We start from the raw sequence: 17,501 nt of genomic DNA on the forward strand, positions 1-17,501 counted from the left end.
TATATTTATTATAGAATTTTCACTTTAACAGTTTGTCTTCCCCAATTCATAGCTTTACTTTTTGACCCCATTAAAACATCAATACGATTACCTTTAATTGCACTTCCGGTATCTCCAGCGATTGCTTCTCCATAACCTTCTACCCATACTTTAGATCCTAATGGAATTACTTTCGGGTCAACTGCGATAATTCTCATATTCGGATTATCCGTTAAATCATGCCCCATCGCAGTTAAAACGCGTCCACCATATGTACCATTTTCACTTGGATCAGCAGTATAAGCTGTCGCTACTACCGTTAATTCACGTTTACCAGACTGCGTGTTATTTTTAGACTGTTCTTTTTCCTTTATCGCTTCTCGTTCTTTCTCTTCTTCCTTTGCTTTGGCTATCTCTTGTGCTTTTGCTTCTTCCTTAGCCTTGGCTATTTCTCGTGCCTTTGCTTCTTCCTTAGCCTTTGCTATTTCTTGCGCTTTCACTTCTTCCTTAGGCTTTGCTACTTCTTGTACTTTTACTTCTTCCTTAGGCTTTGCTACTTCTTGTACTTTTACTTCTTCCTTAGGCTTTGCTACTTCTTGTACTTTCACTTCTTCCTTAGGCTTTGCTATTTCTTGCGCTTTCACTTCTTCCTTAGGCTTTGCTACTTCTTGTACTTTCACTTCTTCCTTAGGCTTTGCTACTTCTTGTACTTTCACTTCTTCCTTAGGCTTTGTTACTTCTTGTACTTTCACTTCTTCCTTAGGTTTTATTGTTTCTTTTGCCTTTGTTATCTTCTGTGTTTTAGCTTCTTCCTTAGCTTTAACCGTTTTTTGTACTTTCGTTACTTGCTTCGTTTTCTCGTCAGCCTTTTTTTCAATTGGTGCTTTACTTGATAAGAACGAAACATTTACATAAGCTGTTTTTCCCTTATACTCAAATTGTAGCCATCCATCTTTTACTTGGTTCGTTGATTCAATTACATCATCTTTTTTCAGTCTGCCAAGAATTTTTGATTCTGTGTTTGATTCAGAACGTACATTTAACAAATCTGCTGTTACATGGTAAATATCTTTTGTAAACTCCGAGCTTACAAATACTTCTTTACCATTCAACTCAATTTTTGACCAGCCATCTTCAGTATTTATGACTTTTAATTCTTCCCCGTTTTTTACTTTTTCGACAACTTTTGATTCCGTAGTCGGTTTTTCACGTACGTTGAGTACATCTGCTGTTACGATTGTTTCTGCAGTAGCAGTTGTAGTAAATGCTCCCAATCCGAAAACAGTTGCTGTTGCTGCGCCAATTACTTTTTTCATATTAGCCTCCATTATATTTTTTTGAATTCTATCAAATGCTTTCGTAAAAATAATAAAATTTAATATCATACCAAAACATTTGCAACAGATATATTAATACGACTTAATATACTGTTATTAAAACTCCTTACTCCAATACTATCAAATTCTTATTTTTAATTCTATATATTATAACTTTCCATATCTCCTATAAACGTTCTATCCCCCTCTTCACAATTAATAGTTGTCTTATAATTCCTAAAACGAATGTAACCTTAATAAAATCAGCAATGCACATATGACATATTTCAATTTATATTTTCAGCTTGTTTCAAATAAAAAAGTGATGGCACAAATTACTGAACGGGCTATTTCGTTAGAAGAAGCGCAAACTGACTTTAAAAAATTGATAAACCGTAGTGAAAAGCATCAACTATTCGGTTCTTATAAAGTGTATGATTCTATTACAAATATATATATTGGACTCGGCCACATTACATTAAGTGAGGAGAATGAAAAAGAAGCTGAAATTGAATATATGATTTTGCCAGAACATTGGGGAACGGGCAAATTATTTACGTAAATGGTTTACATGAAGATTATGAATGTTGGCAAGCTAGTGTTCAATGTGAGGATTGGCTTGTTGTTGCTACACCTCGTAATGAAATTTCCACTTGGATTCCCGATGGATTTAAAAAAATAGCTAATGGCGTATTCCCATTAGCTATTTTTATTTTGAAGAAACACTAGCAAAGCCTCTCATTTCCAATCTTCCAGCTAAACCATCTCCCATGCCCTTCTGTTTCTCCAACCGTTTCACGATATTCGTTTCCGTTAATATAATAATTAATATGCAGGTCCCGGTCCCACATGTTGTTATATAGGTGGAATATATCACGTTTTGCACCGATTTCTTGGATTTGTTTTTCTAACTTATGTTTTACTTGTTCAGGTATTTGATTTGCGACGTGTGTATGGAAAATACAGATAATAGCATCGCTACTTATTCGTTCAATAATAGATGGTAATAGCTCTACACCGTCTCCTTCTATTAATTGAACAGATTTATTTTTTACTAAAGATGCAGCTTGGTCAAACAGTTCAAGCCTTTCTTTATGTTCTGGCCAAATAAGTGCACGTAGCCATAAATAATCTTCGTTACTATGTAAATCATTTACATGTAAATCTAGTCCGATTCTTTCTACAACAGGTGGACTTTCTTTTAATAAATGAGGCACATTCTTCCCTCTTATTTCAGAAGTTACATGTACATTCGAATTTATATTTCCGTATGTTTCATCTGTTCCGTACGAATAGCTATATTGATCCCAGAATAGTTGTAATCCAGAACTTGTCCCAATTTCAATTAACGCTAACGGTTTGTTCACTTTATTAAATATGTAACTGAAACTTGGATATAAATATGCACATCTTCTTACTTCATTCGTTTGAACAAGTTTCGTTTGTAATAACGTAATAATTTCTTCTCTGTACATTTTACAGAAATCTTTAAAATGATGAAAAGCTTGGTCTAAATCCGTATTAGCATGTTCAACTAAGCTACTATAATACGTTTTTAAATGATGTTCTTTTCCTGCTAGTAATAAATGGTGTACTGCACCTAATAATAAGTTTGGGACTGGTTGACCTGCTTGAGCGTAGGAAGATAGTGTAAGTACTTCCTCATCTTCAGCTATTTTTATCGCTAAGTATTCATATAAGTCACTTGATCCTTTACATTCCTTTATTGAAAAATTTCGAAATAAGTTTGCGATTTGTTCTTGTGTACGCATCTGTATCCCTCCTTTTAATTTTACAGAATAATCATACAATTAAAGGGGCAAAAATCCCATAAAAAGGTATCCTTTCTACCCATTTTTGGATATGTAAGCTTTTTCGAGATAATTTCAAACTATAATTTTTTTCTATTTACCACCTTAAAAGAGCTTGTTAAATCAGATTTTTGGCGAATAAAACGTTAAATAGTTTAAAATTATCAGATAACACTAGATATTTTAGTCTATTAATTATTATAATAGAGTATGAGATGGTTATACAATTGAGACAAAAAAGGTAAATACCTAGGTGGGGCCTAGGCGGTGTTTTCTTTTTACGGCTTAGATACAGTAAACACCTACTCTTTTTTGCCAATATAGGGGATGGAGAGATTATCATGAGCAACATGCAGCAAAAAACAGACGTTATCTTAATTGGTGCAGGAATTATGAGTGCAACGTTAGGCTCATTACTAAAAGAATTAGCACCTGAATGGGAAATTAAAGTTTTTGAAAAACTCGCAAGTGCCGGGGAAGAAAGCTCTAATGAATGGAATAATGCAGGTACAGGGCATTCTGCGCTATGCGAACTGAACTATACTTCCGAAAAATCTGACGGATCTATAGATATTAGTAAGGCTGTAAAAGTGAATGAGCAATTCCAGCTTTCAAGACAATTTTGGGCATATCTTGTAAAAAGTAAATTAATTCGTAATCCACAAGATTTTATTATGCCTCTACCTCATATGAGTTTAGTACAAGGTGAAAAAAATGTTGAGTTTCTAAAAAACCGTTTTGAAGCGCTTTCAAAAAACCCACTGTTTCAAGGTATGGAATTTTCCGATGCTCCTGAAACATTAAAAAAATGGCTTCCACTCATTATGGAAGGACGTACATCTAATGAATTGATGGCTGCAACGAAGATTGACTCTGGAACAGATGTTAACTTCGGTGCATTAACACGTATGTTGTTTGAGTACTTACAAACGAAAAATGTCGAGCTAAACTACAAACATAGTGTCGAAAATATTAAACGCACGAAGAATGGTTTGTGGGAAGTAAAAGTACACGATATGAATAGTGGTAAAATCGAACATCATACTGCAAAATTTGTCTTTATCGGCGGCGGTGGCGGTAGCCTACCTCTACTACAAAAGACTGGCATTCCTGAATCAAAACATATCGGTGGATTCCCAGTAAGTGGACTATTTATGGTATGTAAAAACCAAAAAGTTGTAGAACAACATCATGCGAAAGTATATGGTAAAGCTAAAGTTGGTGCTCCACCAATGTCTGTACCTCACCTTGATACGAGATATATAGACAATAAAAAAGCTTTACTATTTGGACCGTTCGCAGGGTTCTCACCTAAATTCTTAAAAACTGGCTCAAACCTTGACTTAATTGGTTCTGTAAAACCGAATAACGTCTTAACGATGTTAGCTGCTGGTGTAAAAGAAATGGGACTAACAAAATACTTAATTCAACAAGTTATGTTATCACATGAAAAACGTATGGAAGAATTACGCGAATTCATTCCGAACGCAAAAAGTGAAGATTGGGACATTGTAGTTGCTGGGCAACGTGTGCAAGTAATTAAAGATACTGATGCCGGTGGTAAAGGTACACTTCAATTCGGTACAGAAGTTGTAAGTGCAGCTGACGGCTCAATCGCTGCATTACTAGGTGCTTCACCAGGTGCATCTACTGCCGTACACGTCATGCTTGAAGTATTAGAAAAATGTTTCCCAAGCCGTATGGTAGAATGGGAAGAAAAGATTAAAGAAATGATTCCTTCTTACGGCATTTCACTAACAGAAAATCCAAGATTGTTCCAAGACCTTCACACTTCGACTGGTCGTACGCTTGGATTAAACGAAAAAGAAACTGTTCATAATTAATGCAGAAATAAAAAACGTCCGATATATTCGGACGTTTTTATTTGTCTATTAAAAATTATACTTATCAATATTATCTTTCGTAAATACAACTCTTTCTGGTAACACGATAATTCCATTCCCTTCTGCCTCATAATCATATCCTTGAATGGAGTTCGGCTCTACTTTCACTTTTCCGATTCCTTTTACTTCAAAGCTATCTCCTACTTTTAACTTCTTCCCTTTTACTACAATTTCATTTGATACATACGTTGCGAGTGCCCCTTGTTGTTTTACATCCCATAATCCGAATTGTTGTACTGTTCCTCGTTTGACATAATCACGCATAACGTTTGGTGTAGAGAAACCAGTTACAACGACTTTTTTATCCATTTTCAAGTTTTCAGCTGCTTGTGCCATTGCCGGAAGTGCCGTTGCATCTGGGCAAATGACTGCATTAATATCTGGATACGTTTTTAAAATGTTCTCCCCTACTGACAAAGACTTTTGCGCATTATTTTCACCATACTGCGTCGTTACAATTTCCCAGTTCGGATATTTCTTTTTAATAATTTCTTTCGCTTTCGTTACCCATTGGTTTTGATCCGTTACTGTTGGACTTGAATAAAAGAAGGCTACTTTTCCTTTATCTCCAATTTGTTTGGAAGTCATTTCAATTAATAAGTTAGCAAGTTGGTCTGGTGTTCCTTGGCTTATATAAAAGGAACGGTCTTTCGGATTCACATCAGAATCCCATGTTAAAACAGTCATCCCTTTTTTCTTAGCACGTTGCAGTGATTGGGATAAACCATCTACTGAAGTAGAAGAGACCATAAGTGCATCATAGTTTTGGTTAATAAAATTGTTTATATATTTTACCTGCCCTGATACGCTTGCTTCAGACGGTCCATCATATTTCACTTGTACGCCTAGTTTATCTCCCATCTCTTTTGCCCCTTCACCACCCGATGTAAAGAAGCCAACTCCAGTTAGTTTCGGAATGAATGCAAATTTCACATCATCCGCTTTTTTCTTATCTGCCGTTTGACTAGAACAAGCGATTAAACCGATTAAACAAATGCATACAATGAATACAATCCCTAGTTTTCTCTTCATGACATTTCCCCCTTATGCAAGTTCTTTCTTTTCCCCAGTGTGAATTGATGTAATTTGAAATGTCTCATAATAACTGAAAGAATAAGAATAATACCAATTACTACGTTGGATTGTTCATTTGTTAAACCCGTCATTTGCAAGCCATACTGCATGAGCCCAATAAAAATACTCGCCAGTACAGTACCGATAATGCTTCCTTTTCCCCCTGTAATAAGTGTCCCGCCTAATACGACTGCTGTAATGATTGGTAAAATTGTTTCACTTCCCATATCAGCACGTGCGGAACCGAAATAGGCAGTTAAGAAAGTTCCCCCTAATCCACCTCCAAACCCAGAAAGTATATAAGCGATAATCACTACTTTCTTCGTTTTAATCCCGGTATATTTCGCTGCATTTTCATTCGCCCCCGTTAATTTTACGTGGCGCCCATATATTGTTCGGTGAAACAATGTAGTAAATAGCATTGTTAATACGATAAGTAGCCATAATAAATTAGGTATTCCTATAAAACTACCATTTGCCAGTTGTACAAAATCCCCAGGTAAACCACTTATCCCTTCGTATCCGGAAGCGCCTGCCCCTCCTGAAATGACGAGTGCAATCCCGCCGTATAAAAACATCGTTCCGAGTGTAATGACGAGTGGTTCTACATCCGTCATTTTTATAATGAGTCCGTTTAAACCGCCTGCTAAACAACTGAATATAAGAGCAAGTATAACAGCAAACAAAATAGGTATCCCGTTCCTCCAAAGTACACCGATCAAAATCGAAGTTAGCCCCATTATTGAGCCAACCGATACGTCAATTCCTCCTGTTACAATAACGAAAGTCATTGAAATTGCTGCGATTGCTATAAACAGAAAATCATTTGTACTAAAAAGGAGATTACTAACGTTTAAGAAATCACTATTTATAAAACTAAAGAAAATGAATTCTATTAGAAGTAATACGATTAGAACACCTTCCCATCTGTAAAAATACTTCATAGATTCATTCTCCTTTCTGCTTTCCACTTTTTCATTACACTATCCAATATGATAATAAGTAGTAGTAAAAAACCTGAAATAGCATTATTCCAAAATGCTGGTATTTTTAAAAAGACGAGTGAACTACTTATCGCCTCTAAAAATAACGCTCCTAATGCAGCTCCAAATATAGAACCCGTTCCTCCTTTTAAATGAATTCCCCCTAGTACAGCAGCTGCGATAACCTGTAGTTCTATTCCGGTGCCTGTTTGATTCGGAACGAACCCAATATTCATAACAAATATACAACCAGCGAGTGCAGCACTTATGCCCGATATAATAAACGCATATATCTTCACCTTATTTACTGGTATCCCAATAAGTCTCGCACCATCTTCATTATCACCTACTGCATAGAAATATCTTCCGTATGGTACTTTCATTAAAAAGAAATATAGTAGTAGTAAAATAATAAGAACAAACCATACAGTTATCGGCAAGCCAAGAATGACGATAGATGACAGCTGCTTAAAATCGTTTGGAATATCTTCAATCCACTTCCCACCTGTGAAAATTAACATCGCACCTCTAATAATTCCTAACATGCCTAATGTCATAATAATAGCTGGTACTCGAAACTTCGCAACTCCAATACCATTTACGAAACCGATAATGGCGCCAAGTGTAATAGCAGCAAATATCGACAAGGATGCACTATATTCATTCGTTAGCAACATTCCGCAAACTGCTGCACTTAACCCCATGCTTGAACCAACTGATACATCTATATTTTTTGTAAATAGGACGAACGATTGGCCGATTGCTAACACGACTAAAATAACGCTAGATTTCATCATTAAAGATAACGAGTTAAATTGAATAAAACTAGGATTTATCATTCCTACAATAGCTATATAAATTAGTAGTAACGTTATGATAGACGTTTCGTGCATTTTTAACATGCGTTTCATTCCGCTACACCTCCGTATGCAAGGCGTGTAACTTCATCTACACTCATTTGTCCTTTTTCCAAATGAGAAATAAATTTTCCGTTTCGCATTACATATACACGATTTGCCAATTGAACAATTTCCTCAACATCTGAAGAGATTAATATTATTGCGAGTCCTTCCCTCTTCATTTTTTCTATCGTCTCATACACTTCAAGCCTTGCTTTCGCATCAATTCCACGGGTCGGCTCATCAAGAATAATAACTTTAGGATTACATGCGAGATACTTTGCAAGCACGACCTTCTGCTGATTACCTCCTGATAAAGATGCCAGTTCTTTATTCATATTCTGTACAACAATTCGGAACTGTTCTATAAACGAATTAACTAAAGCGCTTTCTTTTTCTTGATTTATAAAAAAGCGATTATTTTGCTGTAAACTTGCTGCTGCGATATTTTCTTTAACAGAAGCAATTGAGAAAATTCCATTCCTCGCCCTATCCTCTGGCACATAAACTAGTCCTTCGTCTAGTCTTTTATGCAAAGAGCATGTATCAATTGATTTTCCATCTAATAAAATAGACCCTGATTTTATAGTTTTCAACCCAAAAATCGCTTCTGCTAATTCCGTTCTGCCCGATCCAATAATTCCAGCAACACCTACAATCTCACCAGCATGTACAGTGAATGATATATTTTCGAATGCGTGACCATTTATATCAATCACTTCTAATATTTTTTTCATCCTTGTGGTCTCTTGAACTACTTCTATTTTCTCTTTCTGTTTATACCCTTTTGGTAATAGTCCCTCCATCAGCATGTCATATGTATAGTCACATACATCTCCTTGACTTACAATCATTCCATCTCGTAATATTGCTACTTTGTTAGCAATTTCAAAGATTTCTGGAAAGCGATGCGTAATATAAATCATCCCAATTCCTTTTTCTTGTAAACTTTTCATCAACACAAAAAGACTCTTAATTTCGTGAGTTGTTAATGTCGATGTTGGCTCATCTAGAATAAGAATCTCGGCTTCTCGTATTAATCCTCTAACAATTTCTACTAACTGTTGTTGCGCAATCGATAATGATCCTCCTAGTTCATTAAGGTCAATACCCCATCCTAGGCTGCTAATCAATTGCTGAATCTGTACTCTTAATTTCTTTTTCTTTTTCTTTTCTTTTAACCCGATACATATATTTTCTTCAATAGTCATATGCGGAAAAATGAGCGGTTCTTGCGGTATTAAATAAATACCTTTTCGGTGTGCTTCTGACGGATTTGAAAACTGTTGCTTCGTTCCTTGTACATACATTTCTCCATCATCATACGAATATAACCCCGTTAATATTTTCATTAATGTTGATTTCCCGGCACCATTCCCTCCAACTAAAGCGTATATATCTCCGCGCTCTACTTGAATGTTCACTTCTTTTAATACAAGTTGATTTAAAAACGCCTTATTCATTTTTTTTACTTGTAATAAAGGTGCGTTCTCCACATGATGTCACCTGCCTTTATCCCGCATTAACTGGCAGTAAAGCTCCCACCTAAAAATTCAGCTGGAGCAAAGAAGTTTGGTGGGAGATAAACTGCCAGTAAATGCCCGATTGGTTCAACTAATAATCAGTGGGGGATGAACAAAATCCCCACTGATTAAAGTTTCACTTTATCCAGAACATTTTTTGAGAAAATGATTATTTGTTCTACTTGTTTTGTAGCATTGTATATTCCTTTTTTTATATCTAGAACACTTTTTTCTAGGCATTATTAATCGTTTCAACTGGAATAAACAAAATATACAGCACATATGTTTAAGCAGTGGTCAATTGTTGAAAGGGATGAAGAGTATGACACAGCTGAACTTTGAAGAGAATTTATTAACAAAAGTAGCTTGGTACTATTATAAAGACCAATTAACACAACAGGAGATCGCTTCACTTCTTCATATTTCAAGAAATAAAGTCGTCCGGTTATTAGATAAGGCGCGAAGTGAAGGCATCGTTACATTTCATGTAAAAGGGACTGGTTTACACTGTTTGAGCATTGAACGTGACTTAATAAAAAAATTCCACTTAAAAGATGCATTCATTATCCCTACTCCAATAGACAATTATGCTACTTCCCTCGGCAAAGCTGCTGCACAGTATTTAGAAACTCAGCTCCAACAAGGCGATCTACTCGGCATAGGCTGGGGCGAAACAATTAGCAAAATGCTAGAAAACATTCATTTTGAAAGCTCTATTAACCTTTCAATCGTAACGCTAACAGGTGGAGTAAATCACTATCTCCCTAGAAAACAAAACTATTTACACTACATGCAAGGCGATCTTCACATTATTCCTACGCCGTTTCTAGCGTCTACAACCGAAATGGCACAAAGTATTCTATCAGAACCGGGTGTAAAAGATATGCTTCATGTCGCTTCACTTGCTCAAACAGCAGTTGTTGGTATTGGCGGTTTATCTCAAGATGCCACTATTGTGAAAGAAGAAAAACTTACACTACGTGAAATGACATATATTCGTAACCAAAATGGTGCTGGAGATATTTTAGGTCAGTTTTATAATACGAATGGCGATTTATTAGAGCTCCCACATCACAATCGCCTAATTGGCACGCCTCTCTCTATTCTGCGCAATATGAATCATGTCATCGGTGTTGCTGGAGGTACAGAAAAGATAGATGCAATTTATGGTGCCTTAAAAGGAAAGTTCATTCATACCTTAATTACCGATGAGGAAACTGCCCTCTCCTTATTACGAAAGGATGGTGATTGTTAATGTCCAATTTATTAGCTTTCGATGCTGGTACAGGAAGCATTCGAGCAGTTCTTTTTGATTTACATGGTAATCAAATTGCAGTAAGTCAAAAAGAATGGATTCACAAATCTGACCCTCGTTACCCAGGCTCTATGAACTTTGATGTAATAGAAAATTGGAAGCTTGTACAAGTATGCACAAAAGAGGTTCTTCAAAAAAGTAACACTCCTGCCTCTTCTATTCTTGCTATTAGCGCGACAAGTATGCGAGAAGGTTTTGTTCTATACGATCAAGATGGGCAAGAAATATGGGCTTGTGCAAATGTTGATGGACGCGCATCTGCCGAGGTTAGTGAACTAAAAGAAATTCGGTCACATCTTGAAAAAGATTTATATACAAAGTCTGGTCAAACTTTTTCATTAGGTGCTTTACCCCGCCTACTTTGGATTAAAAAACATGAACCCGACGTCTATAATAATATTCATTCTTTTACAATGTTAAACGATTGGATTTTATATAAATTAAGCGGCGTACTGCAAATTGATCCCTCAAACGGATGTACGTCTGGTATTTTTGACTTACAAAATAGAGTGTGGGATAACGATGTCGCTAAGGAGTGCGGTCTATCTTTACCATTTTCACCAACAGTAAATGAAGCTGGTACAGTAATTGGCAACGTTACAAAAGAGTGTGCAGCATTAACTGGATTACGTGAAGGAATTCCTGTCGTAGCCGGGGGTGGAGATGCTCAAATGGCATCGCTCGGAACTGGAGTCGTGAAACCGCATCAAACGTTAATATGCGGAGGTAGTTTTTGGCAACAAGAAGTGAATGTTACTGAGCCAATAACGGATCCATGTGCTGCAATTCGTATAAATTGTCACGTCGTACCTAACCTATGGCAATATGAAACGATTGCCTTTTTCCCAGGACTTGTTATGCGCTGGTTTAGAGACGCTTTTTGCCAAGAGGAAAAGAAACTTGCTGACAAACTTGGTGTAGATGCTTATGAATTATTAGAAGAACAAGCGAATGATGTACCTGTCGGCTCATATGGCATTATCCCTACTTTTTCAAACGTAATGAACTACATTTCTTGGCGTCATGCCGCACCTTCCTTTTTAAATTTAAGTTTAGACGCTGACAAATGTGGAAAAAAAGAACTGTTCCGTGCTATTGAAGAAAATGCCGCCTTTGTTACACTTGGCAACTTAAAATTAATAGAAAATCTCACAGGGACATTCCCTTCTGAAGTCGTTTTTGCTGGGGGTGCCGCTAAAGGGAAACTATGGCCACAAATTCTATCAGACGTACTCGGTATCCCTGTAAAAGTACCAGTTGTGAAAGAAGCAGCTGCTTTAGGAACTGCGATTGCTGCTGGAGTTGGTGCTGGAATATATAATTCAATGGAAGAAACCGCTGAACAGTTTGTACAGTGGGAGCACACATTCGAACCAGTTACTGAAAATCACGAACTATATAAAGAATTCTATGAAACATGGAAAACTGTATATGACAGTCAGCTCGCTTTAGCTGATAAAAGGCTCACCTCACATATGTGGATTGCGCCTGGTGCACTGTAACACATTACATAAAGGAGTGAACTGTATGTTAAAAGCGAATGAAAACGACTTCTCCTATCGCTTCGGTGATAACGGGCCGAAATATTTAATACAAGGTCCGAATATCGATCTTGGTCTTGTTGTCATTCAACCTGGACAGGAGTTTCAAAACCATTATCATACTACTTGCGAAGAGGTCTTTTATGCATTAGAAGGTGAAATAGATTTCTATGTGAATAATGAAAGAGTTCCGATTAAACAAGGTGATGTCCTGCAAGTTCGCCCTCATGAATCTCACTATCTGATTAACCATTCTGACAAACCTTTTAAAGCTGTTTTTATTAAGTCACCACATTTACCAAATAAAGATACGGTTCAAACGGAAAATCCAACATTAACGAAGGAGTGATTTCAAATGACTTGGGGATTTAAAAATCGATTAAATACTATTTTACCTGATGGCAGAGCGGTTATGTTAGCGATAGATCACGGCTACTTTTTAGGACCAATTCACGGGCTTGAACAGCCACTTGAGACCGTCAAAAACTTACTTCCTTATACAGATTCCCTCTTTTTAACGCGAGGTGTACTTAGCTCCTGTATTCCTGAAAACTGCAGCACACCGATGGTAATGCGTGTATCAGGAGGATCTACTGTCGTCGGTAAAGACTTAGCGAATGAAACAATCGTTACCCCTGTAAAAGAAGCAGTGAAACAAAATGCAATTGGCGTCGGCGTTTCTGTTTTCGTGGGATCAGACTATGAAACACAAACAGTTACAAATCTCGCAAATGTAGTTTCAGAAGCTCACGATTATGGTCTGCCAGTACTCGGCATTACCGCAGTTGCAAAAGAACTACAAAAACGAGAAGCGCGCTTTCTTGCACTCGCTTCCCGTGTATGCGTTGAAATGGGCGCTGACATTATTAAAACGTACTACTGCGAAGGATTCGAAAAAATCACAAGCACTTGCCCTGCCCCAGTCGTAATCGCTGGTGGACCAAAACTAGATTCCATTGAAGACGCATTAAACATTACGTACAATGCACTGCAAGAAGGCGCAATCGGGGTAGATATGGGCCGAAACATATGGCAATCTGAACATCCTGCTGCGATGATTCAAGCGATTCATGGTATTGTGAAGAATGGATTGAATGTGAAAGAGGCGCTGGAATTATATGATGATGTAAAAAACTAAGGTAATAGATAGACTATTACACTTAAATAAATACAAAATCAATATTTACCATAATAAGGAAAAGCCCATATGTAACATATGGGCTTTCTTTTACATTTCTTATTATTTCAAATTTGGTCAGGTCTCTACAGATCGCGTACATTCCAAACAATCTCACCGCGTTCACCAAACGTACTGTGATGCCGCTTAAATCCTATCTTCTCTAATACCCGGAAAGATGCAGTATTCCAAGCACCTACAGTTGACCAAAGTCTTTGGCGTCCCGTAGCAATCGCAGCCTCTAGCACCGCTGATGCTGCCTCTGTCGCATATCCCATGCGATGAGCACTGCGGAACAACTCGTATGCAATCTCCGGCTCTTCAAGCGTAGAACGACCGATAATTAAGCCACAGTAACCGATGAAATCGCCTTCGTCTCGTCTACGAATAGTGAGAAGAGAAATACCATTTTCAGCTGCTTTCTTGCGCTTCTCAATAAGATCGTTACGAACAGATTCAACGGTTGGCATTTCCACTCCACGTTCACCAATTAGTTCTCTAAGCCAGGCTGCATCGGATTCCTCCCACATATTCAGGTCGAGTCGTTCCGTTCTCAGCTGGAACGCCATATCTTTAAATACAGATGTCATAGCGGTAACCTCCTATTTATATCACTGTACTACTTATAATAGTTTCGTACTGTACCATATGAGAAACCTGCTAGATTCTCTAGATTTTCTTGCATCAAGATACATTATTGTTATTTTATGCATAAGTAATTCCTCTGCAAAATAGACCTTGTTATCAAACTTCATTTTAATATCAATCGTAACTTGAATTATATCAATGGTTTTCTAAATATATCGACGATTCGACACAGGATATCGATTTACCGACAATATTAGACAGCATTATTTATGAAGCACCCACTCAATTAACTCAATTGCTGCTTTAATACGGTCCTTCGTATCACCTAAAAATATTTTATTAAGTAACTCATCTAAATGAATTGGCTTATTCGGCAACGTTTGAATATACCTTAAAACAGACTCAGCTGGAGGTACTGGCTTATTATTAACAGCCCATATCCCTTCTAACAATGTCCAAGTTGACGTATGAACTATGTATGAAGCCTTTAACTCATCATTTGCTTTCAAAGCAGATTGAATTTTAATTAATGAACTATGCAACCAATGAGAAATGCCTTTCACTTTGTCGTTAGAAACACGATAGTTTTCAAATTCATATGTAGCTATTTCCTTTAACTTTTTCAACTCACCGCTTTTATCAAACAAAATTTCCCCTTCTAAAAATGAGTATAGTTCCATCGGATTGTTTTTAAAGTTTACTTGTATTAGATTAAAATCCGCACTCTTATATTCAACTAAAATATCTTCTCTCGTTTCAGAATGAAATTTCTTCTTTTGTCCGTCTTCTAAAAGAATATAGAAATCTAAATCCGAATCAGGATATGCGTCACCTCTTGCGACAAATCCGATGAGCATACATCCAGTTATCTTATCTATAGATAAGATTTCAGCTACTATTGTTTTCACTAATTTTTTATGTTGTTCATGTTTAATAAATATTTGTGCTTCTAACATTTTTAACCTCCAAACACATTATTATAGAGTTATCCGTTACCTATATATATTACTTCTCTTATCCCTTTAATCTTCTACATACTTATTCAACAATTGTCAGTTCATATACAATTGCGTCTTCACTGCTTTTTGTTTTATCTTGAATCGTTACAATATCTCCCGCTTTTATTTTCGAAGCGTTCACTACTTTTACCATCTCTGGCGGAACATATCCTCCATTGTTCTCTTTATTTAGCGGAAACCACTTTACCGATTTACTAGTTGCTTCTAAAATTTTATATTTAATTGTACCATCATATTTTATTTCACCAACAAGATCTTTTACTACTGTAGGTGTATATTTACCCTCTTCTTTTTTCAAAGAGATATGATCACCTATATCTAGGATACCGTTTCTTTTAGGCGCCTTCCATTTTGTTGAGTTTAAATCATTTAAACTTACTTTCACACTGTCTTCTTTATTTGAGCTAGCATCTTTTAGAAATATATCATTATGTTTCTTATCAATAATGATATACTCCTTCTGCTCTACTATTTTTGCACTGCTTTCACGTTTTTCTTCCTCATTCTTAGATACTTCTTCTTTCACATTATTATTACTACACGCTGATAATAATGTCGTTACTAAAGCTGCCATTATTAATATTCTTTTCACTTCATTTACCTCCATTTATAACTAAACAAATAAACATATATCACATCCATATTTTACTATAAATCAAAAAAGAGGATATTTGTTTATTAATAAACAAATATCCTCTACCTTTACATATATATTACGACTGCTGATAAGCCGCTTTCGATGATTTCACATAATAAACCGCATGATCCACATTAATAATATGATCTGGTTTTGGTTTACCACGGCTTGCTCTATGTCCAGCTAAGTGTTCTTCACTAGTTTCCCAGTTTTTCCAAGCCTCTTCAGATTCCCAGCGAATCATAACGACTACTTCTTCGTCGCCGCGTCTTACTTTTTTCACGAGAACACTTAAATCGATGAAGCCTTCAAATTTTTCAATAATTCCTTCTCCAGTGAAACGTTCTACAACTATATTTGATGTACCTTCTTTTACTGTAAATGTTTTCGTTTCAATAAACATATAATCCACTCCCTCTTTGTAATACGAATACTAGTATTCTTCTATTATAGTTGATTATGATAATTATTTTCAATTATAAAGTTTAAATTTTTTGAATCATGCTGATTTCTCTTCAATTGCCTCATCTAAAAATTTGAAATACGGAAGTAATATTCCTATTAAAGAAGTAACACATATTATTGAACCGATAATAAAGTATAGTGCTCTAACTCCCCACACCTCACTCAATATTCCTCCTAATAACACACCTAACGGCATAGCGGATCGTATGAAAAATAATCGCACTGAAAATACTTGTCCGATCATATTGTTCGGGACTGATTGTTGGCATATCGTTGTGTTATGAACATTGAAAAATGCAATACAAACACCTGCTATTACTTCAATTATTATCGCTATAACAATACTATGATTAAACCCTAAAGAAATGTATGTGAGTCCCCCTATAAACAATCCTCCAAGCATAAGTACACGCCGGCTTTTATATATTACTTTACCAACTAGTATGGATCCAACTACATAGCCAAGTGGGAATCCGGCCATAAAATAACCAAACTCCGCGTATCCAGCGGACAACTCGACTTTTATATAGGGAAGATTTGTAACCATCGTTACCCCTACTCCAAATTGCACGAAAGTCAAAAATATACAGAGCCAAACGATAATTGGTTTTGTGAAAAAATATGTAAAACCGTGAAGAAATTGTTCTAGCCACGTTTTCCGAATGGGTTGCGACGTTCTATTTTCTTTTATATAAAGTAAGAAAATGCCACTAACAAATAGACACATGCATACGAAAGCTAATGTAAGTTCTGTTCCAATTAAATGAATGACTACTCCGCCTAATACCGGCGCAAGAAACATCATAAGGCGAGTCATTCCATCAATGTACGCATTTGCATCTTGAAGTTGTTCTTTCCTTACAATGCTCGGTGTAATTGCTTGACTTGCAGGTGTATAAAGCGGTGTAATAAGTCCCACTACAATTTGAACAACATAAATGTGCCAAACTTCTATACTACCTGAAACTAGCATCACCAAAGGTAATAAGAATACGGACGCTCGTATCCATTGTGAAAAAATCATAATCCACTTCCGACTCCATTTATCAATAAATGGGCCACTTAATAATTGCAGTATGAGTGATGGGATGAAATATAATAGCCACATACTACTTAAAGCCATTTCCGATTCTGTTAACTCATATACTAGAATTGAATTACATAACGTTCCGAAACCCCCTCCTAATTCTGAGATTGCACTACCAATCCACATAAAAAAGAACGAACGATTTCTCAATACATTTTTCAATTTCATACACCAACTTTTCTC

The 17,501-nt window shown here is 36.3% G+C and carries 17 protein-coding genes and 1 pseudogene; 7 read left to right on the plus strand and 11 right to left on the minus strand.

The genetic code is table 11. The annotated features are described in order from the left end of the window. Positions 1 to 8 precede the first annotated feature (8 nt). Complete coding sequence (gene entB, locus ACQVV1_RS24610; protein ID WP_431169645.1) at positions 9 to 1,295, minus strand: cell wall-binding protein EntB; 1,287 nt, start codon at positions 1,293 to 1,295, stop codon at positions 9 to 11. Between the two features lie 277 nt (positions 1,296 to 1,572). Between entB and ACQVV1_RS24615 the strand changes: the two are divergent. Both ACQVV1_RS24615 and ACQVV1_RS24620 read left to right on the plus strand, forming a co-directional pair. Further along, positions 1,573 to 1,836, plus strand: a pseudogene (locus ACQVV1_RS24615) (GNAT family N-acetyltransferase); the annotation flags it as partial. Further along, entirely contained in the window at positions 1,830 to 2,024 is a 195-nt protein-coding gene (locus ACQVV1_RS24620; protein ID WP_242252862.1) for a hypothetical protein, read from the plus strand. The pseudogene ACQVV1_RS24615 and the gene ACQVV1_RS24620, both read left to right, overlap by 7 nt. Here the strand turns inward: ACQVV1_RS24620 and ACQVV1_RS24625 are convergent. Then, the gene (locus ACQVV1_RS24625) at positions 2,021 to 3,067 is read right to left on the minus strand and encodes a DUF2332 domain-containing protein (protein ID WP_431169646.1); all 1,047 of its coding nucleotides are present in this window, start codon (positions 3,065 to 3,067) and stop codon (positions 2,021 to 2,023) included. The genes ACQVV1_RS24620 and ACQVV1_RS24625 overlap by 4 nt on opposite strands. Before the next feature lie 380 nt (positions 3,068 to 3,447). Here ACQVV1_RS24625 and ACQVV1_RS24630 point away from each other — a divergent pair, with 380 nt between their 5' ends. Beyond that, complete coding sequence (locus tag ACQVV1_RS24630; RefSeq protein ID WP_242252859.1) at positions 3,448 to 4,950, plus strand: malate:quinone oxidoreductase; 1,503 nt, start codon at positions 3,448 to 3,450, stop codon at positions 4,948 to 4,950. Positions 4,951 to 4,998: 48 nt separating this feature from the next. Here ACQVV1_RS24630 and lsrB read toward each other — a convergent pair whose 3' ends face one another. From lsrB to ACQVV1_RS24650, 4 genes are read right to left on the minus strand one after another with little or no spacing between them, the layout of a single operon-like run. Beyond that, the gene (gene lsrB, locus ACQVV1_RS24635) at positions 4,999 to 6,042 is read right to left on the minus strand and encodes an autoinducer 2 ABC transporter substrate-binding protein LsrB (protein ID WP_431169648.1); all 1,044 of its coding nucleotides are present in this window, start codon (positions 6,040 to 6,042) and stop codon (positions 4,999 to 5,001) included. Further along, complete coding sequence (locus ACQVV1_RS24640) at positions 6,039 to 7,028, minus strand: ABC transporter permease (RefSeq protein WP_242252855.1); 990 nt, start codon at positions 7,026 to 7,028, stop codon at positions 6,039 to 6,041. Before ACQVV1_RS24640 ends, lsrB begins: the two co-directional genes overlap by 4 nt. Beyond that, a complete protein-coding gene (locus ACQVV1_RS24645; RefSeq protein ID WP_309258956.1) occupies positions 7,025 to 7,978 on the minus strand; it encodes an ABC transporter permease subunit in 954 nt (317 codons plus the stop codon). The genes ACQVV1_RS24640 and ACQVV1_RS24645 overlap by 4 nt, the downstream gene beginning before the upstream one ends. Next, the gene (locus ACQVV1_RS24650) at positions 7,975 to 9,462 is read right to left on the minus strand and encodes a sugar ABC transporter ATP-binding protein (protein WP_309258957.1); all 1,488 of its coding nucleotides are present in this window, start codon (positions 9,460 to 9,462) and stop codon (positions 7,975 to 7,977) included. The genes ACQVV1_RS24645 and ACQVV1_RS24650 overlap by 4 nt, the downstream gene beginning before the upstream one ends. Before the next feature lie 349 nt (positions 9,463 to 9,811). On the opposite strand from ACQVV1_RS24650, the gene ACQVV1_RS24655 reads away from it, so the two are divergent. The 4 genes from ACQVV1_RS24655 to lsrF are packed head-to-tail and all read left to right on the plus strand — an operon-like array spanning position 9,812 to position 13,483. After that, a complete protein-coding gene (locus ACQVV1_RS24655) occupies positions 9,812 to 10,744 on the plus strand; it encodes a sugar-binding transcriptional regulator (protein WP_242252850.1) in 933 nt (310 codons plus the stop codon). Next, a complete protein-coding gene (gene lsrK / locus ACQVV1_RS24660; protein ID WP_431169649.1) occupies positions 10,744 to 12,306 on the plus strand; it encodes an autoinducer-2 kinase in 1,563 nt (520 codons plus the stop codon). Before ACQVV1_RS24655 ends, lsrK begins: the two co-directional genes overlap by 1 nt. A 25-nt stretch (positions 12,307 to 12,331) precedes the next feature. Next, entirely contained in the window at positions 12,332 to 12,694 is a 363-nt protein-coding gene (locus ACQVV1_RS24665) for a cupin domain-containing protein (RefSeq protein WP_000909986.1), read from the plus strand. A 6-nt stretch (positions 12,695 to 12,700) separates the two neighbouring features. Beyond that, positions 12,701 to 13,483 carry a 3-hydroxy-5-phosphonooxypentane-2,4-dione thiolase gene (gene lsrF, locus ACQVV1_RS24670; protein WP_309258959.1) on the plus strand — a complete coding sequence of 261 codons (783 nt, stop codon included), beginning with the start codon at positions 12,701 to 12,703 and terminating at the stop codon, positions 13,481 to 13,483. A 125-nt stretch (positions 13,484 to 13,608) separates the two neighbouring features. Here lsrF and ACQVV1_RS24675 read toward each other — a convergent pair whose 3' ends face one another. The 5 genes from ACQVV1_RS24675 to ACQVV1_RS24695 all read right to left on the minus strand — a co-directional run bounded on the left by ACQVV1_RS24675 (position 13,609) and on the right by ACQVV1_RS24695 (position 17,486). After that, entirely contained in the window at positions 13,609 to 14,112 is a 504-nt protein-coding gene (locus ACQVV1_RS24675) for a GNAT family N-acetyltransferase (protein ID WP_431169651.1), read from the minus strand. Between the two features lie 261 nt (positions 14,113 to 14,373). Further along, positions 14,374 to 15,066: a DNA polymerase subunit beta gene (locus ACQVV1_RS24680; RefSeq protein WP_431169652.1), complete on the minus strand. Its 693-nt coding sequence runs from the start codon at positions 15,064 to 15,066 to the stop codon at positions 14,374 to 14,376. A gap of 82 nt (positions 15,067 to 15,148) precedes the next feature. After that, a complete protein-coding gene (locus ACQVV1_RS24685; RefSeq protein WP_431169653.1) occupies positions 15,149 to 15,736 on the minus strand; it encodes a hypothetical protein in 588 nt (195 codons plus the stop codon). Positions 15,737 to 15,842: 106 nt separating this feature from the next. Next, the gene (gene hmoA / locus ACQVV1_RS24690; protein WP_000469503.1) at positions 15,843 to 16,169 is read right to left on the minus strand and encodes a heme-degrading monooxygenase HmoA; all 327 of its coding nucleotides are present in this window, start codon (positions 16,167 to 16,169) and stop codon (positions 15,843 to 15,845) included. A 96-nt stretch (positions 16,170 to 16,265) separates the two neighbouring features. After that, positions 16,266 to 17,486, minus strand: a complete 1,221-nt coding sequence (locus tag ACQVV1_RS24695) for an MFS transporter (protein WP_309258961.1) — start codon at positions 17,484 to 17,486, stop codon at positions 16,266 to 16,268. Between the last annotated feature and the right edge of the window lie 15 nt (positions 17,487 to 17,501).

Source organism: Bacillus basilensis (assembly GCF_050630465.1).
Taxonomy (GTDB): domain Bacteria; phylum Bacillota; class Bacilli; order Bacillales; family Bacillaceae_G; genus Bacillus_A; species Bacillus_A basilensis.

Bases quoted from the DNA above. Each gene is read 5' to 3' on its own strand.
- entB (WP_431169645.1), bottom strand. From the start codon at position 1,295: ATGAAAAAAGTAATTGGCGCAGCAACAGCAACTGTTTTCGGATTGGGA.
- ACQVV1_RS24625 (WP_431169646.1), bottom strand. From the start codon at position 3,067: ATGCGTACACAAGAACAAATCGCAAACTTATTTCGAAATTTTTCAATA.
- ACQVV1_RS24630 (WP_242252859.1), top strand. From the start codon at position 3,448: ATGAGCAACATGCAGCAAAAAACAGACGTTATCTTAATTGGTGCAGGA.
- lsrB (WP_431169648.1), bottom strand. From the start codon at position 6,042: ATGAAGAGAAAACTAGGGATTGTATTCATTGTATGCATTTGTTTAATC.
- ACQVV1_RS24640 (WP_242252855.1), bottom strand. From the start codon at position 7,028: ATGAAGTATTTTTACAGATGGGAAGGTGTTCTAATCGTATTACTTCTA.
- ACQVV1_RS24645 (WP_309258956.1), bottom strand. From the start codon at position 7,978: ATGAAACGCATGTTAAAAATGCACGAAACGTCTATCATAACGTTACTA.
- ACQVV1_RS24655 (WP_242252850.1), top strand. From the start codon at position 9,812: ATGACACAGCTGAACTTTGAAGAGAATTTATTAACAAAAGTAGCTTGG.
- lsrK (WP_431169649.1), top strand. From the start codon at position 10,744: ATGTCCAATTTATTAGCTTTCGATGCTGGTACAGGAAGCATTCGAGCA.
- ACQVV1_RS24665 (WP_000909986.1), top strand. From the start codon at position 12,332: ATGTTAAAAGCGAATGAAAACGACTTCTCCTATCGCTTCGGTGATAAC.
- lsrF (WP_309258959.1), top strand. From the start codon at position 12,701: ATGACTTGGGGATTTAAAAATCGATTAAATACTATTTTACCTGATGGC.
- ACQVV1_RS24675 (WP_431169651.1), bottom strand. From the start codon at position 14,112: ATGACATCTGTATTTAAAGATATGGCGTTCCAGCTGAGAACGGAACGA.
- ACQVV1_RS24680 (WP_431169652.1), bottom strand. From the start codon at position 15,066: ATGTTAGAAGCACAAATATTTATTAAACATGAACAACATAAAAAATTA.
- ACQVV1_RS24685 (WP_431169653.1), bottom strand. From the start codon at position 15,736: ATGGAGGTAAATGAAGTGAAAAGAATATTAATAATGGCAGCTTTAGTA.
- hmoA (WP_000469503.1), bottom strand. From the start codon at position 16,169: ATGTTTATTGAAACGAAAACATTTACAGTAAAAGAAGGTACATCAAAT.
- ACQVV1_RS24695 (WP_309258961.1), bottom strand. From the start codon at position 17,486: ATGAAATTGAAAAATGTATTGAGAAATCGTTCGTTCTTTTTTATGTGG.